This window comes from Sodalis ligni (assembly GCF_016865525.2).
In the GTDB taxonomy this organism is placed as follows: domain Bacteria; phylum Pseudomonadota; class Gammaproteobacteria; order Enterobacterales; family Enterobacteriaceae; genus Acerihabitans; species Acerihabitans ligni.
The window spans coordinates 4443471-4467296 of the sequence record NZ_CP075169.1 but is presented as its reverse complement, the minus strand read 5'-3'; the positions used below and the strand labels follow the sequence as shown (position 1 = coordinate 4467296).

Genomic DNA, 23826 nt, shown 5'->3' with positions numbered 1-23826 from the left:
CCGGTAACCCATGAGCCAACGTAAAAACGCCAATTTGCTGTTGGTGGACGACGATGCCAGTTTGCTGAAACTGCTGGGCATGCGTCTGAGCAGCGAGGGATTCAACGTCACCACCGCTGAAAGCGGGCAGGAAGCGCTGCGCCTGCTGTCGCGGGAAAAAATCGATTTGGTGATAAGCGATCTGCGGATGGATGAAATGGACGGGCTGGCGCTGTTCGAGGAGATTCAGCGCCACCAGCCCGGCATGCCGGTGATAATCCTCACCGCCCACGGCTCCATACCCGATGCGGTGGCCGCCACGCAAAAAGGCGTGTTCAGCTTCCTCACCAAACCGGTGGACCGCGAGGCTTTATATAAAGCCATTGACGAGGCGCTGTCCTTGTCCATGCCGGCTGGCGACGAGAGCTGGCGGGAGTCCATCGTAACCCGCAGCCCCATCATGCTGCGGCTGCTGGAACAGGCTAAAATGGTGGCCCAGTCCGATGTCAGCGTGCTGATTACCGGGCAAAGCGGCACCGGCAAGGAGGTGCTGGCCCAGGCGATACATGCCGCCAGTCCCCGCGGCAAAAACGCCTTTGTCGCCATCAACTGCGGCGCGTTGCCGGAGCAATTGCTCGAGTCGGAGCTGTTCGGCCATGCCAAGGGGGCGTTTACCGGCGCGGTCAGCAGCCGGGAGGGGCTGTTTCAATCCGCCGCGGGCGGGACGCTGTTTCTTGATGAAATCGGCGACATGCCTCTCTCCCTGCAGGTAAAATTATTACGGGTATTGCAGGAACGTAAAGTACGCCCCTTGGGCAGTAACCGGGATTTGGATATAGATGTCAGGGTGATCTCCGCCACCCACCGGGATTTACCCAAAGTGATGGCGCAAGGGGAGTTTCGGGAAGATCTTTTTTATCGCCTGAATGTAGTCAGCCTGAAACTACCGGCATTGCACGAGCGGGCCGAAGATATCCCCCTGTTGGCCAACCATTTATTACGGACGGCGGCGGAACGGCATAAACCCTTTGTGCGGAGTTTTTCCTCCGACGCCATGAAGCGTTTAATGGCGGCCGGATGGCCCGGCAATGTACGCCAGCTGGTTAACGTGATAGAACAGTGTGTGGCGCTGACCTCAGCCCCGGTTATCAGCGAGGCGCTGGTGGAACAGGCGCTGGAAGGTGAAAATACCGTCTTGCCGACCTTTGTTGAGGCCAGGCTGCAATTTGAATTGCATTATCTGCGCAAATTGCTGCAGATTACCAAGGGAAATGTGACCCAGGCGGCGCGTATGGCGGGTCGTAACCGGACCGAGTTTTACAAGCTTCTGTCGCGCCATGAGCTGGACGCTAATGATTTCAAAGATTAAGTTGGCTCTCTTCTATCCGATGATGAGCGGCGCAGGCCGCAAATCAGCTTGAGAAAGGTTGTATAATGAAAAAAATCGATGCGATTATCAAACCGTTCAAACTGGACGATGTCCGCGAGGCGCTGGCGGAAGTCGGTATCACCGGCATGACCGTCACTGAAGTGAAGGGTTTCGGACGCCAGAAAGGCCATACCGAGCTGTATCGCGGCGCGGAATACATGGTGGATTTTTTGCCCAAGGTGAAAATAGAGCTGGTGGTGTCGGATGATATCGTCGACAGCTGTGTGGAGACGATAATGCATACCGCGCAAACCGGTAAAATCGGCGACGGCAAAATTTTCGTCTTCGACGTGGCGCGCGTGGTGCGTATTCGTACCGGCGAGCAGGACGAAGAAGCGATTTAATCCAGCCCGGCGGCTTCGTCCCGGCGTAGTATGCCGCTTGGGCGATGGCCGTTCTCGTTCATAAATCGCCCGCCGTGAACTTTTGACTCATGGGCTGCCCCCTCATGAAAAAACGCCCTGCCGCAATGAAAAAATATCCTGAAGGTTCGCCGGACCCCATCCCCCAAGCCCTGCGGCGTAACCGCAGGGAAACGTTTGCGTAAAAAGCCGCCCCCGCACCTATCGGAGCAGGGGCAAAAAAGTTTACACTATCGCCATACCCCCTCGGATTCTACTCTACATAGTTCGACTTGCAGGGAAGCCAACGCGCCCGCAACGTGAAATATGGCGAGTAACTTAATCGACGAATTACGTCAGTTGAAGCAGGAGAACCGGATGTTAAAGCGTGAAATGAACATTGCAGATTACGATGCCGAATTGTGGCAGGCAATGGAGCAGGAAGTAGTGCGCCAGGAAGAGCACATTGAGCTGATTGCGTCGGAGAATTACACCAGTCCGCGCGTCATGCAGGCGCAGGGTTCTCAACTGACCAATAAATACGCCGAAGGTTATCCGGGCAAACGTTATTACGGCGGTTGCGAATTTGTGGATATCGTCGAGCAATTGGCTATCGATCGCGCCAAGGAGCTGTTCGGCGCCGATTATGCCAACGTACAGCCCCATTCCGGCTCCCAGGCCAACTTTGCCGTGTACACCGCCCTGTTGCAGCCGGGAGATACGGTGCTGGGCATGAATCTGGCCCACGGCGGCCACCTTACCCACGGTTCGCCGGTGAATTTTTCCGGCAAGCTATATAATATTATTCCCTACGGCATCGACGAAACCGGGCATATCGATTACCAGCAGCTGGCGGAACTGGCGTCAACCCATAAGCCGAAGATGATTATCGGCGGTTTCTTCGCCTATTTCCGGCGTTGTGGATTGGGCCAAAATGCGTGAAATCGCCGACAGCATCGACGCCTATCTGTTTGTTGATATGGCTCACGTGGCGGGGCTGGTTGCCGCCGGCGTCTATCCCAACCCGGTTCCTCACGCCCATGTGGTCACCACCACCACCCATAAGACCCTGGCCGGCCCCCGCGGCGGACTGATCCTGGCGAATGGCGGCAGCGATGAGCTGTATAAAAAGCTGAACTCGGCGGTATTCCCTGGCGGGCAGGGTGGTCCGCTGATGCACGTTATCGCCGGCAAGGCGGTGGCGTTGAAAGAAGCCATGGAACCGGCATTCAAGATTTATCAGCAGCAGGTTGCCAAAAACGCCAAGGCCATGGTGGCGGTTTTCCTGGATCGTGGTTATAACATTGTCTCCGGCGGTACCGATAACCACCTGTTCCTGCTGGACCTGGTGGAGAAAAATCTCACCGGCAAAGAGGCTGACGCCGCCTTGGGCCGCGCCAATATCACCGTCAATAAAAACAGCGTGCCAAACGATCCGAAAAGTCCGTTTGTCACCTCCGGTGTCCGTATCGGCACCCCGGCAGTCACCCGCCGCGGCTTTGGCGAAAGCGACGTGCGTGAACTGGCCGGCTGGATCTGCGACATACTGGACAATGTTAACGATGAAGCGGTCATTGAGCGCACCAAGCAAAAAGTCCTGGCCATCTGCGCCCGTTATCCGGTTTATGCCTGATTAGCCGAATGCCTTATCCCCCGCAGATGTGATTGCGGGGGATAAGCGTTAATTAATACACCAGTATTTCCCTCTTGGCCGCAGCTATATTTCTTTTGGCTCCGCTGCGTTGAGAAGTCACGATAAATTTATTATTATGAAATTTAATATCGATTCTATTTCTTTTGTGCTTTGTCACAATATGATATCGATTACTTTTATTTTTATTACGGATTAATTCCACATAATTCCCCCTTATCCTTAGATAGCTTTTATGGTCATGGGACCACTGTAATCCCCGCTCATCGGGCGCGGATAATACCGACTCCACAATATTTGGATCTGCCATTGCCGGGGTCATGCGGCGGATTAACGATTTCGAGACTTGCAAAGCCGTAGGCTGCTGCAGTATCCATTGGCCGTTGCTAAAGGCCAGGGGGTATCTGACGGCCTGATTGCCGGAATCAAAAATTTCATATTTGACGCCGTGCTCCGGCATCACTATCGGGCGCACCGATATCCCATCGGCGTTTATCAATACATAAAAGCGGGAAACCGGCTGGCTGATGCCGTCGCGGCCATTATATACTTCATAGACTTTCCCTTGGCCATAATGAGCCGGATTGAGGTTATCCACCGCTATGCCATATTCATCTTCAGCCAGAGTTGCCTTGCATTGCTGAATGATGGCGGCTGGCAGTCGCGGATCGTTCTTGGATGGGGGCAATAAAGGGACATTCCGGATGTCAGCTTTTTTAATCTTGGTTAAGATATTCTGCGTTTTGTCCTTGCCCGGCGCCGCGAACCTTTTTCCGCTTAATCCGCGGCGACCCGGCCGGGCGGTTAGCGAGGCGTCACTCGGGGTATCCAATGGAAACGCCGCCTGCTGCGGGAACCCGGACGTCAATACATCAGGGTCATCTCGATAACGCAGAAAGTTATGGTGGGTGTTCTTGCCGCTTTTTTCCAATGGAACCAACCGGTCGGCGTTATCGCCATAGCCCGATATCATGTAATACTCATTAGGATCTAATCGAGGAAGCTGTTCTATGCTTTTTGGATTCCCGTGGCAAGGATCGGGGAGGATAGCGCCGTTGAATGGGCATCGTCGGCAGCCCTGTTATTTTCTCGAGGTCCGAGCCTTTCACTGTGATGAGCGGGTGAAGTCAATGCAGAGGCATAATAAACAGCGGCCGTGACGGCCTGATGCATATTTTTAATTCGTAATTTCTCATCGGATTTTTTTTGATGATGGATAATATTTTCATCCCGCCATTGAAGTGATGCTTGGTGGAGCTCTTGACCAATGGTTTTATAATCATCCCCCTTGTTTGTTTTATCCCTGGGCAGATTCCGTGCCGCGGAGAACGGTATAGAAAGAAATACCAGCGCGGAAAAACATTTGGTTATTGCTACGGCTGAGGGTTTACATTTGGCACTTATTTTCAAAGCAATATTGGAAACCTGAATTAGTGGCTTGAACAGGCCCATAAAATTATTCATTTCATGATTTTGATCCGGAGAATTGACGCCACAATTTTTTAAATGCGGTGAAAATGCGCAGGCATCAGGTTGTGCTTTAATCGAATTCATTAATACGCTTTATCATTACTAAATGGGTGAAGCATAGTAGGTAAACAACTCAATAAAATAAAGCCAAGGCGGCATTGGATGAGCGATTTCTTCAATTTTTAAAATGAAATGTTAAATTAAACCCATTTCCATTGTCCATTGAGGGAAAGCGATAATGATCGATTCCCTTCGGGAATCAGGCTTCCAGCAGTTGGCGGATACGCTCTTGCTGGGATTGCGCCAGCGGCAGGCGCACCAGCATCAGCGGCGGCGAAAAAAGCGGTAGCGGCAGAGAAAAAGGTGAAATGACCAAAACGGTATTTTTAGGCGCGCCGCGAACCTGGAATTCGGCCAGGGACTGGAACTTGATATTCAGCGGCAACAGGGTCAACTCGCGGATTTGTAACTCCAGCGTTTTTTCTTTGCCCCCCTCGCTGTTGGTCAGTATAACCACCTGCTTCTACTGCAAATCGTTATCCTGCATCAGCCAGGCGCCAAAAATCACCGCGATAAGTCCCAGCTCCTCGCGGGGAAAGCGGATGCGGTATGCCGCTTCCAGCGGCATTACCGCCGCGCGGGTTGTGCGCAACAGACGAGGGTATTTCTCCTCCACTTCCAATTGCAGGCTGTTGTCGATACCGACGCGGAAATGGCAGCGTTCCAAGGCGGCGCTGAGATGGGAAAAAAGCTGGCCGGCCAGCATCTCCGGCTGATGGAAGGTGGTTTGCGCCACCTGTTCGAACCGCCGGATGATGTTTTTTACTTCCTGCAAGAGCTGTCGGTCGTCGTCGGAACGGACCCCGGTCTGGTTGGGTGTCTTCAGCAACCGGGCCAGCAGGGTAAAGCCTATCAGTTCGTTCTCCGGCAGGGGCCATAAGCGAAAAATGTCCAGCACCTGCCGGTATTCGGCTTTTTGCTGTAGCCATTGCAGCTGATGCTGATTGAATTCCGGCTGCTCCCGTGCATGGCATTGCATCAATACATAACGCAAATAGAGATGCAAAAAGGCCACATCGCTTGCGGACGGCGGCCTTTCCAGTAACGAGGTGTAACCGGTGATGGCAGCCTCGAACTGTTCATCGGTGATTTGATAATCGGCGGGCAGATGCAGCCACTGATGCTGTTGCAGAGGCAAAAAATAGCGGTTCACTTTGTCCGGACAAAGGCGCAGCGTACGGCGCATACCCTCTATAAGGCACAGCCGCTTATTCAGAACGTTGCCTTCGATCCGGTAATTACCGTCATGCCCCACCACCAGGGAGAGATGGTAGATACGCCGCATCTCGCTTTCGATGTGGACCAGATCGCGCCGAGTCGTGGGTAAATCCTCGCCGTTATACCTTGAAAGCGAGACCAGCGACAAAGATGGCAGGGGCGCAAAAAGCATCAATAGCAAATGGCTGCGACGTTGCGAACCGGAAAGCGCCGGCACCGGTGGGGTGGGCAGGCTCATGGGTCTCATTGTCCTTACGTTGGTATTATTGCTAATGATAGCTAATCAATTTCCCTGTGTGAGGTTAGGATAATTTTTGTTTGTGAGATTCAAGGGCGATCACATTTTGAGAAGGCATTTAGCGATGAAAAGGATTTGCCGCCGCAAGCCTTTGCAACAGTTAATGTCTTGCGGTGACGAAGTTCTATCCGCTAGCATCGCCAGGGATGAAACCGTAAAGGAGAAGAGGGTGAGACAACCCTGGGGTGGCAAGGTGGCGCAAGGAGTTATCTTGGTGTTATATCATCGAAACAGACGCGGGGGGAGAAATCCGCCATGGCGGATTTTGCTGGCGTTAACCTGGGGCGTGAGCCAGGCGGTGTTCGCCCATCCCCATAGTTTTATAGATATGAAAACTGAAATAATTAGCCGTGATAATTATCTCAGCGGTTTCAAGATGACCTGGACCATGGATGAAATCACCTCCGCCGATGTTTTTTATGACGATGCCGGCGCCAAACCGGATTCGGTAGCCTGGAAAAAACTGGCGGCACAGGTCATGGCCAATGTGCTGGGCCAGCACTATTTCACCGAGGTGTATCGAGACGGGCAGCGGGTTAAATTTGAAGATATGCCGGCGGAATACCATTTATACCGCAACGGACAAAAGGCGGTGCTGATGTTCGTGTTGCCCCTGGCGCATCCGCCGCTGCTGGCGGGTAGCCCCATCTTTTTTTCAACCTACGATCCCACCTATTTTGTCGATATGACGTATCACGATGAGACCGCCATTACGTTGCCTGCCGGATTGTCGGCGGGTTGCAAGCTGACGTTGATGACCCCCAAGCCCAATCCTTCCCTGCAGGCCTACGCGCTCTCGCTGGATAATCCCGGTTCGAAGGGAGTCGATACCAGCCTGGGCAAACAATTCGCTCAAAGGGTACAACTGCAATGTCACTGACAATCGCCTCCGGGCCCGGTTCCCGCACCGTACGTTATTGGCTGGCGGGCCTTTGGCCGTTTTGGCTGTTTCTGTTGGCGGCCTTGACGGCGATACGCTACCTTATCGCCTATTGGCCGTTGATCCTGCTGAAAAGCGTGGTATGGCAAGAACAGCTGCACCAGCACCTGGCGCAACTGCTCTATCAGGTTCAGCAGGATCCGGGGCGGGCCGGTTTGTCGCTATTGCTGTTCAGCCTGGTGTACGGCATCCTGCACGCCGTCGGTCCGGGCCATGGCAAAGTGGTGCTCACCACCTATCTGGCCACGCATCCGTCCCGGTTGAAACTCAGCATGGCCATGACGCTGGCGGCATCCCTGCTGCAAGGGGGAATGGCCATCGCCCTGGTGAGCGTGGTCCTGGTGGGGCTTCACCTTTCTTCCCGCGTGCTGCATCTCGGGGAGTTCTGGCTGGAAAAAAGCAGCTATATCCTGGTAGCCTTGCTGGGAGCGCTGCTGTGCCGGCGGGCGTTGCTGAAGCTGCGCGATATCATCCGGAATTTCAGGCATCGGGGGCAACGGCCTCTTGGCGCCATTACCTCGCTGCGCTACCTGGGGATTGAACCGCCGAAGGATGGGCGTCCTTATCGGGCCGGTCCGGGCTTTGCTCCCCCGGGGAAGGGGCAGCGTGCCGTACTACTCTCGACGCCGTTAGCGCCGATTGACGGTCGGTACCATCCCGCGGACTGCGCCTGCGGACATCACCATTTACCGGATGAATCGGCGCTACAGGCGGACGCGGGCTGGCGAACCCGCGTGGCGGTGGTGCTGGCCATGGGGTTTCGTCCCTGTTCCGGCGCGGTGCTGGTATTGCTGTTTGCCAAAGTAATAGGGGTTTACGGCTGGGGCGTGATATCGGCGCTGGTGATGGCCGCCGGGACCTCCCTGACCCTGCTGACGCTGGCCTTGCTGGTGTTTTTCAGCCGCCGGGTGGCCGAAAGCCTAACCCGTCGCCATACCTCGAGAATATCCGCCGGCGTGGCGTGGGCAACCTTGTCGCTGGCCGGCGGTTTGCTGCTGGTAGCCGCCGGAGCGGTACTCTATCTCACCGCCCAGCCGCTGCTGATGGGCACGGTGAGACCGTTCAGCCATTGATGGCCCGGGAGATGAAGCCGGCGTCATGGAATTGGAGCATGACGGCGGGGGACCGGGCGGGCCGCCGGACTATCGCTGCGGCGCACCGGTTGATGCCGGTCAATCAGCGCCGCAGCGCGTCGCTGAGCTCATCGCGCATGGCGGAGAGCATGGCTTTTACCACACGGGGATTGCCCGCCACCAGGTTGCCGGACTGCCAATACTCATGGCCGCCGGCAAAATCGGTTACCAGGCCACCGGCTTCACGCACCAGCAGGTCGCCGCCGGCGTAATCCCAGGGTTTGAGCCCGATTTCGAAGAAGCCGTCCACCCTTCCGGCCGCCACATAGGCCAGATCCAGCGCGGCGGAGCCGCTGCGGCGAAAATCAGCGCATTGGGTAAACAGCTTGCCCAGCAGGTTGATATAGGTTGCCGCGTGCTGCTTGGCCTTAAAGGGGAAACCGGTGGCGAGAATCGTTCCGTCCAATTCACGGGCAGTGCTGCCGCGCAGGCGGTAGCCGTTCAATTGGGTGCCCTGGCCGCGGGAAGAGGTAAAGAGTTCGTTGCGCATGGGATCGTAGACCACCGCGACTTCGGTGCGGCCTTTAATGCGTACGGCAATGGAAACGGCGAAGTGGGGAAGGTGCTTGATGAAATTGGTGGTGCCATCCAGTGGGTCGATTATCCATTGTACGTCCTGATCCTCGCCGGTCAGTTCACCGCACTCTTCGCTGATCACGGTGTGCTGCGGGTAGGATTTACGGATTACCTCGATGATCAGCCGTTCCGCTTCGCGATCGACGTTGGTGACAAAATCGTTATCGCCCTTCTGGCTGGCTTCGACGGCATCGGGGGTTTCGTAGTGTTTGGCAATTAAATTACCCGCCTTTCGCGCAGCGCGAATGGCGATGTTAAGCATCGGATGCATGGATATCGTCCACTAAGATGTTAAAGAACTGAAACGGCGCGGAGTATAGCAGAGTTTCGGTAAAAAACCTACGGGTGTGATAATATATTGCCCACTTTCCCCTTAGCTTTGAAAGATTATGCTGCACAATATTCGCGTTGTTTTGGTCGAAACATCCCACACCGGTAATATCGGTTCTGCCGCCCGGGCCATGAAAACCATGGGGTTGAGCAACCTTTATCTGGTGAACCCGTTAACCCAACCCGATTCACAGGCCATTGCCCTGTCAGCCGGCGCCAGCGATATCATCGGCAACGCCACCATCGTCGGCAGCCTCGACGAAGCGCTGGCCGGGTGCGGTCTGGTGGTGGGCACCAGCGCGCGTTCCCGCACCTTGCCCTGGCCGATGCTTGAACCCAGGGAATGCGGGACTAAAAGCGTTGAAGCAGGGGAACACGCGCCGGTGGCGCTGCTATTCGGCCGCGAACGCGTGGGACTGACCAATGAAGAGCTGCAAAAGTGCCATTTCCACGTGATGATTCCCGCCAATCCGGAATACAGTTCGCTGAATCTGGCGATGGCGGTGCAAATCCTGGCCTATGAAATCCGGGTAGCGTACCTGGAAAGCCTCACAGCCGCCGCGCCGGTTCATGGGGAGGACTCGCCCTACCCGATGGCGGATGAGCTGGAACGGTTCTACCAGCATCTGGAACAGGTATTGATCCGCACCGGCTTTATCCGCGCGGCCCATCCGGGGCAGGTGATGAACAAACTGCGCCGGCTGTTCGTCCGCGCCCGTCCGGAAAGCCAGGAGCTGCATATCCTGCGCGGTATCCTGACCTCAATCGAACATCCCCAGGCGGCAAAAGACGAGCTAAAACGCGACTAATACTTGAGTGGAATGCTTGGTTAAATAGTTGACTAATTTACTCAGGAATGGCAGACTTTTGACATATTTCACCCAACGGGAATTATTATCATGAGACTTACTTCTAAAGGCCGTTATGCGGTTACCGCCATGCTTGACGTCGCGCTGCATTCCCAGGAAGGGCCGGTTCCGCTGGCTGAAATTTCCGAACGCCAGGGTATCTCCCTGTCTTACCTCGAACAACTTTTTTCTCGTTTGCGTAAAAATGATCTGGTGGCCAGCGTACGCGGTCCCGGAGGCGGCTATCTGCTGGGTAAAGCAGCGGATCAAATCGCGGTCGGCGCCATCATCACCGCCGTGGATGAATCTGTGGACGCTACCCGCTGCCAGGGCAAAGAAGGCTGCCAGAACGGCGATCGCTGCCTGACCCATACCCTGTGGCGCGATCTCAGCGTGCGCATCAGCGAGTTCCTCAATAATATTTCTCTGGCCGAACTGGTGCAAAACGAAGAGATCCTTGATGTGGCCGACCGGCAAAATAACGATACCCGCCGCACCGCCACAAACGGACGTATCCAAGAAACCATTAATGTTAATCTGCGCGCATAAGCAATAATACGGCATTTAACATATACCCTAACTATTCACCTTGCAGGAAGGCGGCAACGCCGAGGTATGATGGGTATAGTTTGAAGTAATGTACGGAGCGTAAGAGCAATGAAACTGCCGATTTATCTGGACTATTCGGCCACGACACCGGCCGATCCCCGGGTTGCCGAAAAAATGATGCAGTGTTTAACCCTGGACGGTAATTTCGGTAATCCGGCTTCCCGCTCGCACCGTTTCGGGTGGCAGGCGGAAGAGGCGGTAGATATTGCGCGCAATCATATCGCGGATCTGGTGGGCGCCGACCCGCGTGAAATCATTTTTACCTCCGGCGCCACGGAATCCGATAACCTGGCGATAAAGGGCGCGGCCCATGCCAACCGGGACAAAGGCAAACACATCATCACCAGCAAAACGGAACATAAAGCCGTGCTGGATACCTGTTCCCAATTGGAAAGCGAAGGATTTGACGTCACCTATCTCTCGCCGCAGCGCAGCGGCCTTCTTGATTTGCAACAGTTGGCAGACGCGATGCGCGACGATACCGTCCTGGTATCCGTCATGCATGTCAATAACGAAATTGGCGTGGTGCAGGATATCGCGGCCATAGGTGAAATGTGCCGTAGCCGGGGAATCATTTTCCATGTGGACGCCACTCAGAGCGTCGGCAAGCTGCCCATCGATCTCGCCGCGCTCAACGTGGATTTGATGTCCTTCACCGCGCATAAGATCTATGGTCCCAAGGGCATCGGCGCGCTTTATGTCCGCCGCAAGCCCCGGGTGCGTATCGAGGCGCAGATGCATGGCGGCGGCCATGAACGCGGCATGCGTTCCGGCACGCTGCCGGTTCACCAGATAGTCGGCATGGGCGAAGCGTACCGCATCGCCAAGGAAGAGATGCCGACTGAAGCACCGCGGCTGCGCGCGCTGCGCGACAGGCTGTGGAACGGCATCAGGAACATGGAAGAAGTTTATCTTAACGGCTGCCTGGAGCAGGGGGCGCCGAATATCCTCAATGTCAGCTTCAATTATGTGGACGGCGAGTCGCTTATCATGGCGTTGAAGGACTTGGCCGTGTCGTCCGGCTCCGCCTGTACGTCCGCCAGCCTGGAGCCTTCCTACGTGCTGCGCGCGCTGGGACTGACTGATGAGCTGGCGCACAGCTCCATTCGCTTTTCCCTCGGGCGTTTTACCACCGCCGAGGAGATCGATTACGCCGTCGGGCAAGTGCATAACGCCATCGGCCGCCTGCGCGAACTCTCCCCCCAGTGGAAAATGTTCAAGCAGGGCGTGGATATCGGCAGTATCGAGTGGACGCAACGCTAACCACCACGTCTTTTGCCACCCTCCGGGTCGAATACACGGGCTGTTAGCCCGATTGCGGGACGTTGCTGCTGAATGTCATCCCATTGTCATTAGGTTTAGAGACCATCGGCGGGCCTTGTCCCGCCAAGTCAATGAGGCGGGGCGTTCGGCAAGCGATTGAAAGGGGCGCCCGGTAGGGGCCATGATTTTGTCACTGTACCGGATACGTACAGGATTGCCTCACACAAACAACAATTATAGGAGTCATACTATGACAACCGAAGCGATGCCGGTCATGCTATCAACGGTAGCAGCGGATCCCCGTTGGGGCGAAAAAACGCTGCTGAGCGCCGGTGATGGCGGAATGACCATTCACCTGACCGGCGACAATGCGCTGATGGAAATCCAGCGTGGGGCACGTAAAATCGACGGGCAGGGCGTGAAACATGTCCGTCTTGAGGGCGACGGCTGGGATATGGAACGCTGCTGGTCTTTCTGGCAGGGTTACCGCGGGCCGAAAGGCGAGCGAACCATCGATTGGCCGGAGTTGGCGGCGGACGCCAGGCAGGAGCTGGATAACCGGCTGAAAGTCATCGACTGGGTGCGCCATACCATCAATACCCCGGCGGAAGAACTGGGTCCCGAGCAACTGGCTCAGCGCGCTGTGGATATCATGTGCCACGTCTCCAACGACATCAAATACCGCATTACCAAGGCGGAGGATCTGCGCGAGAACGGTTATACGGGCATCCACAGCGTCGGCCGCGGATCGGACCGCCAGCCGGTGCTGCTCTCCCTGGACTACAACCCGGGCGGCAATCCGGATGAACCGGTTCTGGCATGTCTGGTGGGTAAAGGTATTACCTTCGACAGCGGCGGCTACAGCCTGAAAGGCAGCAGCTTCATGGATTCGATGAAATCCGATATGGGCGGCGCGGCCACCGTCACCGGGGCCCTGGCCCTGGCAATCGCCCGCGGCCTGAAAAAACGCGTGCGCCTGTATCTGTGCTGCGCCGACAATATGGTGAGCGGCAATGCGTTCAAGCTAGGCGACATTATCCGCTATCGCAACGGTAAAAGCGTAGAAGTCATGAACACCGACGCCGAAGGCCGGCTGGTGCTGGCGGACGGTCTTATCGACGCCTCGGCGAAAAAACCCCGTATCATTATCGACTGCGCCACCCTGACCGGCGCGGCCAAGACCGCCCTGGGCAATGATTACCACGCGCTGTTCAGCTTTGACGATGTCCTGGCCCAGTCGCTGCTTAGCAGCGCCGAGCAGGAAAACGAACCGTTCTGGCGCCTGCCGCTGGCGGAGTTCCACCGTGCCCAGCTGCCGTCCAACTTTGCCGATCTCAGCAATGTGGCGGGAGCGTCCTATACCGCGGGCGCCAGCACGGCGGCGGCTTTCCTGTCCCATTTTGTGGAAAACTACCGGCAGGGCTGGCTGCACATCGATTGTTCCGCCACCTACCGCAAGAGCGCGGTGGATCAATGGTCCGCCGGCGCTACCGGGTTGGGGGTGCGTACCCTGGCCAATCTGCTGTTGTCCCAGGCGGCCGAATAATCTTGTCCGTCCCCGGACCGGAAACCGGGGCGGCACGGTTAACGGAGAACATAATGACTCAGAATAATGCAGCTCAGGCGAATGCGCTGGATCTTGCCTTGAAACAGGCGGCCGGCGAACCGGCCCATCGGCCGGCTTTTTTTCGCCTGCTAATGGAATCGACGGTTTTTGTGCTGGGGGATGCCGGCGACGGCTGGATTGCCGGCGCGGCCCGCCATGACGGCGAACAGCCGGTTAATCTGCAACATTGGGAAAAACCGGACGGCACCACCGCCATACCATTTTTTACATCCTTAGAGGCCTTGCAGCAGGCGGTCACCGACCCCCAGCCGTTTATGGCGCTGCCTACCCGGACGCTGTTCGCCATGACGGCGGGAGCGGAGCTGTTCCTAAATCCCAAACTGCCTTACGGCAAGTCTTTCAGTCCGGATGAAATTACCGCCCTGATGATGAACGGCGGCGATGCCTTGACCGAGCGTGAAATTCTCGAAGGCGAAATGCGCTTCACCCTTAGCGATACGGAGCAGAAACCGGCGCAGATGGTTGATTCACTTACCAGGCTGTTCGCCGACTATAAGCAGGTCCGACGGGCGTTTATGGTGCAGATCCGCGACGAGCCCGAGGACCCGCCGCACTGGCTGATTGGACTGGAGTGCGAGGGGGATGCCGAGGCCGCCATCGAAGCGGCGGGACAAGTTGCAACCGACACCGCCCCCGATGAACAGCCGGTTGACCTTTGCCTGGTGGGCAAGGATGAGTCGGGTATCAGCCATTACTTCATCCACCACATCCAGCCATTCTACGAACGCAAGTGGGGCAGTTGGCTGCGGACGCTGCGCGATGGCAAACCGGCCTGATTGCCGGGGTTTTTGACGGGGCGGCGGCGCCATGGCTTTGCCGCCTGAATTGCCTTGGACACCGCGCCCCGGGAGTCAAGGCAAGGTCGGGCCAGGCATCATCGGCGCCGGGTTAGTCGCTTCCTTCGCCGGTCGCAATGGGTACATCGTCCCGACCGCCCCATTCGCTCCACGAACCGTCATAGAGCGCTATATCCTCAATGCCAAGTTCGGTAAGCGCCAGCACCGCCACCGCGGCGGTAACCCCTGAACCGCAGCTGGCCACCAGGGGCCGGCCGGTATCGATTCCCGCCTTATCCACTATCGATCGCAGTTCTTCCGGACTTTTCAGCTCCCCGTCCCGCACCAGCTCATGCCACGGCAAATTCTTGCTGCCGGGAATATGGCCGCGATGCAGGCCGGGGCGGGGCTCCGGCTCCTGGCCGCTGAAACGGGCGGCGGGGCGGGCATCAATCACCTGCGCCGAGCGGTGGGCGATAATGTGGCGCATGTCAGCCAGGCTTTTCACATGACCCGCCGACGGGCGGGGACGAAAGGTGCGCGGGTCCTGAAACACCGGTCCCGCGGCCAGCGGCAGGCCGGCCCTTTGCCAGCCCGCCATGCCGCCCGCCAGCAGCGACACCCGCTCTACGCCGGCGATGACGTGCAGCATCCACCAGGCGCGGGGCGCGGAAAACAGCGAACCGTCATCATAAACCACCAGATGCTGCCCATCGCCCACCCCCAGCGCTTCCATGGCGGCGGCAAACGCCTCAGGGGAGGTCAGCATATGCGGTAGCGCGCTGTTGCTGTCTGACAACGCCTCGATATCGAATATCACCGCTTCCGGCAGGTGTCCCGCCAGATATTCCACATGCAGATCCCGCGGCCCCTGGTAACCGGGCGGCAACATCCGCGCATCCAAAATCCGCACCGAAGGGTCGTGAATATGTTCCTGCAGCCAGGCGGGGGAGACAAACAGCGATGAGGTCATAACGATGCTCCGTGGTTGCGCCGCGGCGGGCCATTCAGCCTGCCCAGCCCGTAAGATAAGGTATTGTCGGTGATTTTCAGCCCTCGAACAAGCGGATTGCTCCGGTAAGGCCTTTCCTCACAGAATTTAATTTTTGAGCGATTTGCACGGAATTTGCGCTGGTATAAACCCTTTTTTTATGGAAAATAGAATAGCCCCTTGAAAAGTAGGGAATAAGCTAAATTTTTTTTAATGGAATGTTGCATTTCTGATAGGCAAACGTCTATCCGATCCCTATAATTTGCGCCACTTGAACAGGTCGATACAACAAACGATTAACTCGACCATTTATTAATTTGTTACAAAGAGGTCATTATGACGATAGAGCGTACTTTTTCCATCGTGAAACCCAATGCGGTGGCAAAGAATGTCATCGGCGCCATCTATGCGCGCTTTGAAAGCGCCGGCTTGAAGATAGTTGCCGCTAAAATGCTGCAATTGACCCGCGCGCAGGCCGAAGGCTTTTACGCCGAGCATCAGGGTAAACCTTTTTTTGACGGGCTGGTGGGGTTCATGATCTCCGGTCCGGTGGTGGTCCAGGTTTTGGAAGGCGAGGATGCCGTGCGGCGCAACCGTGAAATCATGGGCGCCACCAACCCGGCCAACGCTCTGGCCGGCACCCTGCGCAGCGATTATGCTGACAGCCTGACGGAAAATGCCGTGCACGGTTCCGATGCCGTCGAATCCGCCGCGCGCGAGATCGCCTATTTCTTCAGTGAAGACGAGATTTGCCCCCGCACACGCTAATCGCCGCCGCACGATAGATAAAAAAGCGGGGCTGCTGCTTTTAAGCAGCGCCGCTCTGCGCTAAAATCTAAAACTGTTGCGCCCCGGATGAGGTGGTAGTCCGCACTCGGCCGGGGCATTTCTTTATCTTTTCCGCGCCATAACGTGTAATAACGAGGCCTTCATTACCATGTCAGAGCAATATGTACCTGAAATGCCGCCAGCGGCGGTGGAACTCGACGAGCCCGCATCCCTCAACCAAAAGCTGAATTTGCTGGATATGAATCGCCAGCAGATGCGCGAATTTTTCCTGGGCATCGGCGAAAAACCCTTTCGTGCGGATCAGGTCATGAAATGGATGTACCATTATTGCTGTGACGATTTTGATCAGATGACCGATATCAACAAGACGCTGCGCGGCAAATTAAAAACCTTGACCGAAATACGCGCTCCGGAAGTGGCCAGCGAGCAGCGTTCCAGCGACGGCACCATCAAGTGGGCGATTAAGGTCGGCGACCAGCAGGTGGAAACCGTTTACATTCCGGAAGAGGATCGCGCTACGCTGTGCGTCTCCTCCCAGGTAGGCTGCGCACTGCAGTGCACGTTCTGCTCCACCGGCCAGCAGGGATTCAACCGTAACCTGCGGGTGTCGGAAATTATCGGCCAGGTGTGGCGCGCGGCGAAGATTATCGGCGCCGCCAAGGTTACCGGCCAGCGGCCCATCACCAATGTGGTGATGATGGGCATGGGTGAGCCGCTGCTCAACCTCACCAACGTGGTGCCCGCGATGGAAATCATGCTGGACGATTTTGGTTTCGGCCTGTCGAAACGCCGCGTCACCCTCTCCACTTCCGGCGTGGTTCCGGCGCTGGACAAGCTGGGGGATATGATTGACGTGGCGCTGGCCATTTCGCTGCATGCCCCGACGGATGCCATCCGTGACGAAATCGTTCCTATCAATAAAAAATACAATATCGACATGTTCCTGTCGGCTGTGCGCCGCTACCTGGATAAATCCAATGCCAACCAGGGGCGGGTGACGGTGGAATATGTCATGCTGGATCATATCAACGACGGTACGGAACACGCGCATCAGCTGGCGGAGTGTCTGAAGGACACGCCCTGCAAGATTAACCTGATTCCGTGGAATCCCTTCCCCGGCGCGCCGTACGGGCGCAGCTCCAACAGCCGGGTCGATCGTTTCTCCAAGGTGCTGATGGATTATGGTTTTACCACTATCGTGCGCAAAACCCGGGGTGACGACATTGACGCCGCCTGCGGGCAATTGGCGGGGGATGTTATCGATCGCACTAAACGGACTCTGCATAAGCGCATGGCCGGAGAGCCTATCGCGGTGAGAACCTTGTGATGAGCCGCCGCCGGACGGGCGGCGATGAAAATAACCGAATCTTCAGAGGATAAAAGGGAACAGGCATGACGCTGAGACGGTTAACAGGAGTATTATTGCTATTCGGGTTGTTGAATGGATGCGCCGGTGACAAGCATGATACCGAGATATCATCACAGTCATCTCAAACCCGATTGCAGTTGGGTATGGAATATCTGGCGGCCAATAATCTTGATGCGGCGCGGCAGAATCTCGACAAGGCGGTAAAAGGCGCCCCCGCCGATTACCGAACCCAATTGGGCATGGCGCTTTATGAACAACGGGTCGGCGAAAACGACGCCGCGCAGAATCGTTATAACCTGGCGCTGAAATTGGCGCCGCAAAACGCCTCGGTACTGAATAATTACGGTGCGTTTTTATGTAGTTTAGGGCAGTATGTATCGGCGCAACAACAGTTTGCTGCTGCGGCACGGTCAACGGATTACGGACAGGTCGCCGATAGTCTGGAAAATGCCGGCTATTGTTTTTTCAAAGCCGGTCAAAACGATGAGGCGCGGACGTTACTCAGTCGCGCGCTGAAATACGACCCGGAAAAGGGCGTAGCTTTGCTGGCGGAAGCAGACCGGCAGTTCAGTGAAGGGAAAGGCGATAAAGCACAACTATTATTGGATATTTATCAGCATATTCTTCCGGCAAGTGCTGAAAGTTTATGGTTACAGATTCGTTTCGCTGCGTTAGCGGGACGCCACAATGACGTTCAACGTTATGGCACACGGCTTGCGCGAAGTTTTCCACAATCTAAACAGTACCAGCAGTTCCTAGCTAATGAATACTGAAGCCCTCCAAGATCAGACAGCATCAACAACGACAGGCGGACGCCTGCGTCAGGCACGTGAACAAATGGGACTCAGCCAGCAGGCGGTGGCCGAAAGGCTGTGCCTGAAGGTCACGACCGTGAAGGAAATAGAAGAGGACAGGGCCAATCCCAATCTGGCCTCGACCTTTTTGCGGGGTTATATCCGCTCCTATGCCCGGTTGGTTCACGTTTCCGAAGAAGAAATTTTGCCGATGATGGCGAAACAGGCGCCGGTGCGAGCCTCGAAAGTCGCGCCGATGCAGACTTTTGCCCTCGGAAAAACCCGCAAAAAGCGGGACGGCTGGTTAATGGGATTTACCTGGCTCATTCTGTTCGTGGTGATAGGCCTGACCGGTGCATGGTGGTGGCAAAACCATCAGGCGCAGCAAAAGGATATCTCCGATATGGCCGATCAATCCTCCACCAAGCTGAATCAGGGGGGCGATAACGACAATACCGCTTCCGGCGGTCAAAGCGGTGACGATGGCACCGGCAGCGACGACGCCGGCCAGCCGGCGGCGGATCAGTCCGCCGGCAGCGATGCCGCCGCCGCGGGCACCACTTCGCCCGCCACCCCGGTTCAGCCGGGTGCGGCAGCGGCCCCTGTCGCTAACAGCGCTAATGCCAATGGCGCGACCTCGCCGGCCACGGCGCAAAATAACGCGCCCGCCGCCGCGCCGACCTCTTCCACAATCCAGCAGCCCGTATCTTCGGCACCGGCGCCGACCGAAGGCGAGGCCGGCACCAACGGGCTGGTGATGAATTTCACCGCCGATTGCTGGCTGGAAGTCTCCGACGCCACCGGTAAAAAACTGTTCAGCGGTACACAGCGTCCCGGCGGTAAGCTCAATCTTGCCGGTCAGGCGCCGTTCAAATTGAAAATCGGCGCTCCTGCGGCGGTCCAGATTCAATATCAGGGCAAACCGGTGGATTTGAGCCGATATGTCAGATCAAACCAGGTTGCGAGACTCACCATAGCCGCTAATTAGGCTGAATTGAGCAATTATGGAGAGAATGTATGCATAATCACGCACCCATTAACCGCCGGAAATCTACTCGGATCTATGTCGGCAAGGTGCCGATTGGTGATGGCGCGCCTATTGCCGTACAATCGATGACCAATACCCGAACCACCGACGTGGCGGCGACGGTGCGGCAAATCCAGGCGCTGGAGCGCGTGGGGGTTGATATCGTCCGCGTTTCGGTGCCGACCATGGATGCGGCTGACGCCTTTCGCCTGATAAAACAGCAGGTCAGCGTGCCGCTGGTGGCGGATATCCATTTCGATTATCGCATCGCGCTGAAAGTCGCCGAGTATGGGGTGGACTGCCTGCGCATCAACCCCGGCAATATCGGCAGCGAAGCGCGTATCCGCTCGGTGGTGGATTGTGCCCGTGATAAAAACATTCCCATACGCATCGGCGTCAACGCCGGTTCGCTGGAGCGCGACATCCAGGAAAAATACGGCGAACCCACGCCGGAAGCCTTGCTTGAATCCGCCATGCGCCACGTCGACATACTGGATCGCCTCAATTTTAACCAGTTTAAAGTCAGCGTCAAAGCGTCGGATGTCTTTCTGGCGGTTGAATCCTACCGTTTGCTGGCGTCGCGCATCGATCAGCCCCTGCATCTGGGGATTACCGAAGCGGGCGGCGCGCGCAGCGGCGCGGTGAAATCCGCCATCGGGCTCGGCCTGCTGCTCAGCGAAGGCATCGGCGATACCCTGCGGATCTCGCTGGCGGCCGACCCGGTGGAAGAAGTCAAAGTAGGATTTGATATTCTCAAATCCCTGCGTATTCGCGCCCGCGGCATAAATTTCATTGCTTGTCCCACCTGTTCGCGCCAGGAATTCGACGTTATCGGTACGGTCAATGCCCTTGAGCAGCGGCTGGAAGATATCGTCACGCCGATGGATGTGTCCATTATCGGCTGTGTGGTTAACGGTCCGGGGGAGGCGTTGGTGTCCACCATCGGCGTCACCGGCGGCCACAATAAGAGCGGTTTTTATGAAGACGGCGTGCGCCAGCGCGACCGTTTCGATAACGAACAGATGATCGATCAGTTGGAAGCTAAAATCCGCGCCAAGGCGGCCATGCTTGATGACAGCAATCGCATTGTCGTTAATTTGATTGATAAGTAATTTTTTATAGAGAATCGACATGGCAACTAACATCCAGGCCATTCGCGGCATGAACGACTATTTGCCGGAAGAAACGGCAGTCTGGCAGCGTATTGAAGGCATACTGAAGGATGTACTGGCCGGTTACGGTTACAGTGAAATCCGTTTACCGATTGTTGAACAGACCCCTTTGTTCAAGCGCGCTATCGGCGAAGTGACCGATGTTGTGGAAAAAGAGATGTACACCTTCGAGGATCGCAACGGCGACAGCCTGACGTTGCGGCCGGAAGGCACGGCGGGCTGTGTCCGCGCCGGCATTGAACATGGCTTGCTTTACAACCAGGAACAGCGCCTGTGGTATATTGGGCCGATGTTCCGGCATGAACGCCCGCAAAAGGGCCGCTATCGCCAGTTCCATCAGCTCGGCGCCGAGGTGTTCGGCCTGCAGGGGCCGGATATCGACGCGGAGCTCATCCTCCTCACCGCCCGCTGGTGGCGGGCGCTGGGCATTCATCAACACGTCGCCCTTGAGCTCAACTCCATTGGCTCCCTTGAAGCGCGCGCGAATTACCGCGATGCCCTGGTGGCCTTTCTGGAACAGCATCAGGACCGGCTGGACGAGGATTGCCGCCGTCGCATGTATGTCAATCCGCTGCGTGTCCTGGACACCAAAAATGAGGATATTCAGCTTTTGCTGAAAGACGCGCCGGTGCTAACCGATTACCTTGATGAAGAGTCCCGTAAACACTTTGCCGGACTGTGTGAACTTTTACAGCAGTCCGGTATCCCATATACGGTAAATCCGAGTTTGGTGCGCGGCCTGGACTACTATAACCGCACGGTCTTCGAGTGGGTGACCACCAGCCTCGGTTCGCAGGGAACGGTGTGCGGCGGTGGCCGCTATGACGGATTGGTTGAACAACTGGGGGGACGCGCCACGCCGGCGGTGGGTTTCGCCATGGGCCTGGAGCGTTTGGTGCTGCTGGTGCAGGCGGTCAATCCGGATTTCAAACCCCGGCCGACGGTGGATGTCTATCTGATCTCCTCCGGCGAGGCGACCCTGAGCGCGGCAATGGCCCTGGCGGAGAGTCTTCGCGACGCTTTGCCCGCCCTGCGGTTGATGACCAACTATGGCGGCGGCAATTTCAAGAAGCAGTTCGGCCGCGCCGACAAATGGGGTGCACGGTTGGCCTTGGTTTTGGGAGAGAACGAAGTTGCCGCGCAGCAGGTGGTGGTGAAAAATCTCGCCACCGGCGACCAGGAAACGCTGGCGCAAAGCGATGTTGCTGAACGGCTGGCATCGATTTTAGGTTAAGGAGAAAGACCACGTGGAAGTCTACAGCTCGGAAAACGAACAGCGTGAAGCGCTGGTGCGGTTTTTTGCGGATAACGGTAAGGCGCTGGTTATCGGCGTCATTATCGGTATCGCCGCGTTGGTGGGCTGGCGTTATTGGCACAACCATCAAAACGACTCGATGATGAAATCGTCCGCCGCCTGGCAGCAGGTCAATACCGCGCTCACCAGCGATGCGGACCAGCAGCGGGTCGACGCCGCGCAGAAGTTTGCCGACAGCAATAACAACAACTATGGTGCCTTGACCTCCATGGATTTGGCACGTTTTTATGCGGAAAAAGGTGATTTCGCCACCGCGGAAAAACAACTGAAAAAAGCCTTAACCCAGACGAAAGAAGAAAATCTTCAGTCGTTGATTAATCTCCGTCTGGCTCGTGTTCAGCTTCAAGGGAAAAACGTGGACGGCGCGCTCACGACCTTGGCCGGAGTTAAACCTGCGGCCTGGTCGGCACTGGCGGACGATGTCCGCGGCGACGCCCAGTTGATCAAGGGTGATAACCAAGCGGCGCGGGACGCTTATGACAAAGCGCTTAAAGCGAATCCGCCGCAGGCATTACAGGCCTTGTTGCGCATGAAACTGAATAACTTGTCCAGCTAAGAGGGACCCCATGCAATTGCGTAAAACATGTTTCGTCGGACTGATTTCATTAGCTTTGCTCAGCGGTTGTTCATGGTTCAGCGGTGAAGAGGATGTGGTCGTCATGTCGCCGCTGCCAAAAGTTGACAACCAGTTCCAGCCGACCGAAGTATGGAGCAAATCGGTCGGTAACGGCACCGGCGAATTTTACTCCAATCTTCATCCGGCCTGGCAGGACAACCGCGTATTCGCAGCGGATCGTCGCGGCACGGTGAAAGCGTTGGATATTGATACCGGCAAGGAAATCTGGTCGGCGGATCTGTCGGAAAAAACCGGCTTCTTGTCCAGTAACCTGCCCGCACTGTTATCCGGCGGCGTCGCCGTGGCGGACAATCGGGTTTATATCGGCAGCGAAAAGGCGGTGGTCTACGCCCTGAGCGCCGACGACGGCACGGTGGCCTGGCAGACGAAAGTCGCCGGCGAAGCCCTGTCGACGCCGGTTATCAGCGACGGCCTGGTGTTGATTCATACCAGCAACGGCATGCTGCAAGCCCTCAGCCAGACCGACGGCGCGATAAAATGGACGGCGAATCTGGATATGCCGCCGTTGACCCTGCGGGGCGAGTCCGCGCCGGTCACCGCCTTTGGCGCGGCGATTGTGGGCGGCGACAACGGCCGTGTCAGCGCCATCATGCTGGCGCAGGGCCAGATGATTTGGCAGCAGCGTATTTCACAAACTACCGGCGCGACGGAAATCGCCCGCCTGGGTGATGTGAACACCTCGCCGGTGGTGGTCAATAATATGGTGTACGCCCTGGCTTACAACGGTAACCTGGCCGCCTTGGATTTGCGTTCCGGCCAGATTGCCTGGAAGCGTGAAGTGGGTTCGGTCAACGACCTGATTGTGGACGGCAACCGGATTTATGTCGTGGACCAGGACGATCGGGTTCTGGCGCTGGATATTCAGGGCGGTGTTACCCTGTGGACGCAAAGCGAACTGCTGCATCGTAACCTGACTTCGCCGGTCCTGTTCGACGGTTATCTCGTGGCGGGCGACTCGCAAGGCTACCTGCATTGGATAAATACTGACGACGGGCGATTCGTGGCGCAGAATAAAGTCGACAGTTCCGGATTGCAGAGCAAACCCGTGGTCGCCGGCGGCAAACTGCTGGTTCAGGCCAACGGCGGCGAGGTTTACGCGTTTACCCGCTAAAAAATAGGGATTTACCCGTCTAATTCTCAGTTCGCGGGTCATCAACGGCTCCTGACATGTTCAGGAGCCGTTT

Annotated in this window: 23 protein-coding genes and 1 pseudogene; 18 read left to right on the top strand and 6 right to left on the bottom strand. The window is 56.6% G+C overall.

What is annotated here, in order from left to right; all coding sequences use genetic code 11:
- Positions 1 to 10: 10 nt before the first annotated feature.
- From glrR to glyA, 3 genes and pseudogenes are all read left to right on the top strand, one after another.
- A complete protein-coding gene (gene glrR / locus GTU79_RS20880; protein WP_132926737.1) occupies positions 11 to 1348 on the top strand; it encodes a two-component system response regulator GlrR in 1338 nt (445 codons plus the stop codon).
- Positions 1349 to 1413: 65 nt separating this feature from the next.
- Complete coding sequence (gene glnB, locus GTU79_RS20875) at positions 1414 to 1752, top strand: nitrogen regulatory protein P-II (RefSeq protein WP_132926739.1); 339 nt, start codon at positions 1414 to 1416, stop codon at positions 1750 to 1752.
- Between the two features lie 375 nt (positions 1753 to 2127).
- Positions 2128 to 3382 (top strand): annotated as a pseudogene (gene glyA, locus GTU79_RS20870) (serine hydroxymethyltransferase).
- A gap of 52 nt (positions 3383 to 3434) precedes the next feature.
- Here glyA and GTU79_RS20865 read toward each other — a convergent pair.
- From GTU79_RS20865 to csiE, 4 genes are all read right to left on the bottom strand, one after another.
- The gene (locus GTU79_RS20865) at positions 3435 to 4373 is read right to left on the bottom strand and encodes a hypothetical protein (RefSeq protein ID WP_214513327.1); all 939 of its coding nucleotides are present in this window, start codon (positions 4371 to 4373) and stop codon (positions 3435 to 3437) included.
- Between the two features lie 35 nt (positions 4374 to 4408).
- Positions 4409 to 4954, bottom strand: coding sequence for a hypothetical protein (locus GTU79_RS20860; protein ID WP_203524592.1), 546 nt, complete (start codon positions 4952 to 4954; stop codon positions 4409 to 4411).
- Between the two features lie 175 nt (positions 4955 to 5129).
- The gene (locus GTU79_RS20855) at positions 5130 to 5387 is read right to left on the bottom strand and encodes a hypothetical protein (RefSeq protein ID WP_214513326.1); all 258 of its coding nucleotides are present in this window, start codon (positions 5385 to 5387) and stop codon (positions 5130 to 5132) included.
- A 6-nt stretch (positions 5388 to 5393) separates the two neighbouring features.
- On the bottom strand, positions 5394 to 6386 hold the full coding sequence (gene csiE, locus GTU79_RS20850; protein ID WP_214513325.1) for a stationary phase inducible protein CsiE: 993 nt from the start codon (positions 6384 to 6386) through the stop codon (positions 5394 to 5396).
- 322 nt (positions 6387 to 6708) lie between these two features.
- Between csiE and GTU79_RS20845 the strand changes: the two genes are divergently transcribed.
- Positions 6709 to 7326 carry a DUF1007 family protein gene (locus tag GTU79_RS20845; RefSeq protein ID WP_253073684.1) on the top strand — a complete coding sequence of 206 codons (618 nt, stop codon included), beginning with the start codon at positions 6709 to 6711 and terminating at the stop codon, positions 7324 to 7326.
- Complete coding sequence (locus GTU79_RS20840; RefSeq protein ID WP_203524590.1) at positions 7317 to 8459, top strand: nickel/cobalt transporter; 1143 nt, start codon at positions 7317 to 7319, stop codon at positions 8457 to 8459. The genes GTU79_RS20845 and GTU79_RS20840 overlap by 10 nt, the downstream gene beginning before the upstream one ends.
- Before the next feature lie 103 nt (positions 8460 to 8562).
- Here the strand turns inward: GTU79_RS20840 and suhB are convergent, their stop codons facing one another.
- Positions 8563 to 9366 (bottom strand): inositol-1-monophosphatase, encoded by an 804-nt coding sequence (gene suhB / locus GTU79_RS20835; RefSeq protein WP_132926749.1) that lies wholly within the window; start codon positions 9364 to 9366, stop codon positions 8563 to 8565.
- Positions 9367 to 9484: 118 nt separating this feature from the next.
- Between suhB and trmJ the strand changes: the two genes are divergently transcribed.
- The 5 genes from trmJ to sseB all read left to right on the top strand — a co-directional run bounded on the left by trmJ (position 9485) and on the right by sseB (position 14548).
- Complete coding sequence (gene trmJ, locus GTU79_RS20830; protein WP_203524589.1) at positions 9485 to 10234, top strand: tRNA (cytosine(32)/uridine(32)-2'-O)-methyltransferase TrmJ; 750 nt, start codon at positions 9485 to 9487, stop codon at positions 10232 to 10234.
- Positions 10235 to 10324: 90 nt separating this feature from the next.
- The gene (iscR, locus tag GTU79_RS20825; RefSeq protein ID WP_132926753.1) at positions 10325 to 10822 is read left to right on the top strand and encodes a Fe-S cluster assembly transcriptional regulator IscR; all 498 of its coding nucleotides are present in this window, start codon (positions 10325 to 10327) and stop codon (positions 10820 to 10822) included.
- Positions 10823 to 10930: 108 nt separating this feature from the next.
- On the top strand, positions 10931 to 12145 hold the full coding sequence (locus GTU79_RS20820; RefSeq protein WP_203524588.1) for an IscS subfamily cysteine desulfurase: 1215 nt from the start codon (positions 10931 to 10933) through the stop codon (positions 12143 to 12145).
- A gap of 250 nt (positions 12146 to 12395) precedes the next feature.
- Positions 12396 to 13691, top strand: coding sequence for an aminopeptidase PepB (pepB, locus tag GTU79_RS20815; RefSeq protein WP_165934255.1), 1296 nt, complete (start codon positions 12396 to 12398; stop codon positions 13689 to 13691).
- A 53-nt stretch (positions 13692 to 13744) separates the two neighbouring features.
- Positions 13745 to 14548: an enhanced serine sensitivity protein SseB gene (sseB, locus tag GTU79_RS20810; RefSeq protein ID WP_203524587.1), complete on the top strand. Its 804-nt coding sequence runs from the start codon at positions 13745 to 13747 to the stop codon at positions 14546 to 14548.
- A 112-nt stretch (positions 14549 to 14660) separates the two neighbouring features.
- Here sseB and sseA read toward each other — a convergent pair whose 3' ends face one another.
- Positions 14661 to 15521 (bottom strand): 3-mercaptopyruvate sulfurtransferase, encoded by an 861-nt coding sequence (sseA, locus tag GTU79_RS20805; RefSeq protein ID WP_203524586.1) that lies wholly within the window; start codon positions 15519 to 15521, stop codon positions 14661 to 14663.
- Positions 15522 to 15875: 354 nt separating this feature from the next.
- On the opposite strand from sseA, the gene ndk reads away from it, so the two are divergent.
- From ndk to bamB, 8 genes are all read left to right on the top strand, one after another.
- Positions 15876 to 16307 (top strand): nucleoside-diphosphate kinase, encoded by a 432-nt coding sequence (ndk, locus tag GTU79_RS20800; protein WP_132926761.1) that lies wholly within the window; start codon positions 15876 to 15878, stop codon positions 16305 to 16307.
- Positions 16308 to 16500: 193 nt separating this feature from the next.
- Entirely contained in the window at positions 16501 to 17655 is a 1155-nt protein-coding gene (rlmN, locus tag GTU79_RS20795) for a dual-specificity RNA methyltransferase RlmN (RefSeq protein WP_203524764.1), read from the top strand.
- A gap of 65 nt (positions 17656 to 17720) precedes the next feature.
- Entirely contained in the window at positions 17721 to 18470 is a 750-nt protein-coding gene (gene pilW, locus GTU79_RS20790) for a type IV pilus biogenesis/stability protein PilW (RefSeq protein ID WP_132926763.1), read from the top strand.
- Positions 18460 to 19479 (top strand): cytoskeleton protein RodZ, encoded by a 1020-nt coding sequence (rodZ, locus tag GTU79_RS20785; RefSeq protein WP_203524585.1) that lies wholly within the window; start codon positions 18460 to 18462, stop codon positions 19477 to 19479. Before pilW ends, rodZ begins: the two co-directional genes overlap by 11 nt.
- A gap of 29 nt (positions 19480 to 19508) precedes the next feature.
- On the top strand, positions 19509 to 20630 hold the full coding sequence (ispG, locus tag GTU79_RS20780; RefSeq protein ID WP_132926767.1) for a flavodoxin-dependent (E)-4-hydroxy-3-methylbut-2-enyl-diphosphate synthase: 1122 nt from the start codon (positions 19509 to 19511) through the stop codon (positions 20628 to 20630).
- 19 nt (positions 20631 to 20649) lie between these two features.
- Positions 20650 to 21924 (top strand): histidine--tRNA ligase, encoded by a 1275-nt coding sequence (gene hisS, locus GTU79_RS20775; protein ID WP_203524584.1) that lies wholly within the window; start codon positions 20650 to 20652, stop codon positions 21922 to 21924.
- Positions 21925 to 21937: 13 nt separating this feature from the next.
- A complete protein-coding gene (locus GTU79_RS20770) occupies positions 21938 to 22561 on the top strand; it encodes a YfgM family protein (protein WP_203524583.1) in 624 nt (207 codons plus the stop codon).
- 10 nt (positions 22562 to 22571) lie between these two features.
- The gene (gene bamB, locus GTU79_RS20765) at positions 22572 to 23753 is read left to right on the top strand and encodes an outer membrane protein assembly factor BamB (protein WP_203524582.1); all 1182 of its coding nucleotides are present in this window, start codon (positions 22572 to 22574) and stop codon (positions 23751 to 23753) included.
- The last annotated feature ends 73 nt before the right edge of the window (positions 23754 to 23826 follow it).

Coding starts and splice junctions, on each gene's coding strand:
- csiE (WP_214513325.1), bottom strand. CDS start 6,386: ATGAGCCTGCCCACCCCACCGGTGCCGGCGCTTTCCGGTTCGCAACGT.
- sseB (WP_203524587.1), top strand. CDS start 13,745: ATGACTCAGAATAATGCAGCTCAGGCGAATGCGCTGGATCTTGCCTTG.
- glnB (WP_132926739.1), top strand. CDS start 1,414: ATGAAAAAAATCGATGCGATTATCAAACCGTTCAAACTGGACGATGTC.
- glrR (WP_132926737.1), top strand. CDS start 11: ATGAGCCAACGTAAAAACGCCAATTTGCTGTTGGTGGACGACGATGCC.
- ndk (WP_132926761.1), top strand. CDS start 15,876: ATGACGATAGAGCGTACTTTTTCCATCGTGAAACCCAATGCGGTGGCA.
- GTU79_RS20865 (WP_214513327.1), bottom strand. CDS start 4,373: ATGATATCGGGCTATGGCGATAACGCCGACCGGTTGGTTCCATTGGAA.
- rodZ (WP_203524585.1), top strand. CDS start 18,460: ATGAATACTGAAGCCCTCCAAGATCAGACAGCATCAACAACGACAGGC.
- rlmN (WP_203524764.1), top strand. CDS start 16,501: ATGCCGCCAGCGGCGGTGGAACTCGACGAGCCCGCATCCCTCAACCAA.
- pilW (WP_132926763.1), top strand. CDS start 17,721: ATGACGCTGAGACGGTTAACAGGAGTATTATTGCTATTCGGGTTGTTG.
- suhB (WP_132926749.1), bottom strand. CDS start 9,366: ATGCATCCGATGCTTAACATCGCCATTCGCGCTGCGCGAAAGGCGGGT.
- trmJ (WP_203524589.1), top strand. CDS start 9,485: ATGCTGCACAATATTCGCGTTGTTTTGGTCGAAACATCCCACACCGGT.
- hisS (WP_203524584.1), top strand. CDS start 20,650: ATGGCAACTAACATCCAGGCCATTCGCGGCATGAACGACTATTTGCCG.
- GTU79_RS20820 (WP_203524588.1), top strand. CDS start 10,931: ATGAAACTGCCGATTTATCTGGACTATTCGGCCACGACACCGGCCGAT.
- ispG (WP_132926767.1), top strand. CDS start 19,509: ATGCATAATCACGCACCCATTAACCGCCGGAAATCTACTCGGATCTAT.
- bamB (WP_203524582.1), top strand. CDS start 22,572: ATGCAATTGCGTAAAACATGTTTCGTCGGACTGATTTCATTAGCTTTG.
- GTU79_RS20860 (WP_203524592.1), bottom strand. CDS start 4,954: ATGAATTCGATTAAAGCACAACCTGATGCCTGCGCATTTTCACCGCAT.
- pepB (WP_165934255.1), top strand. CDS start 12,396: ATGACAACCGAAGCGATGCCGGTCATGCTATCAACGGTAGCAGCGGAT.
- iscR (WP_132926753.1), top strand. CDS start 10,325: ATGAGACTTACTTCTAAAGGCCGTTATGCGGTTACCGCCATGCTTGAC.
- GTU79_RS20840 (WP_203524590.1), top strand. CDS start 7,317: ATGTCACTGACAATCGCCTCCGGGCCCGGTTCCCGCACCGTACGTTAT.
- sseA (WP_203524586.1), bottom strand. CDS start 15,521: ATGACCTCATCGCTGTTTGTCTCCCCCGCCTGGCTGCAGGAACATATT.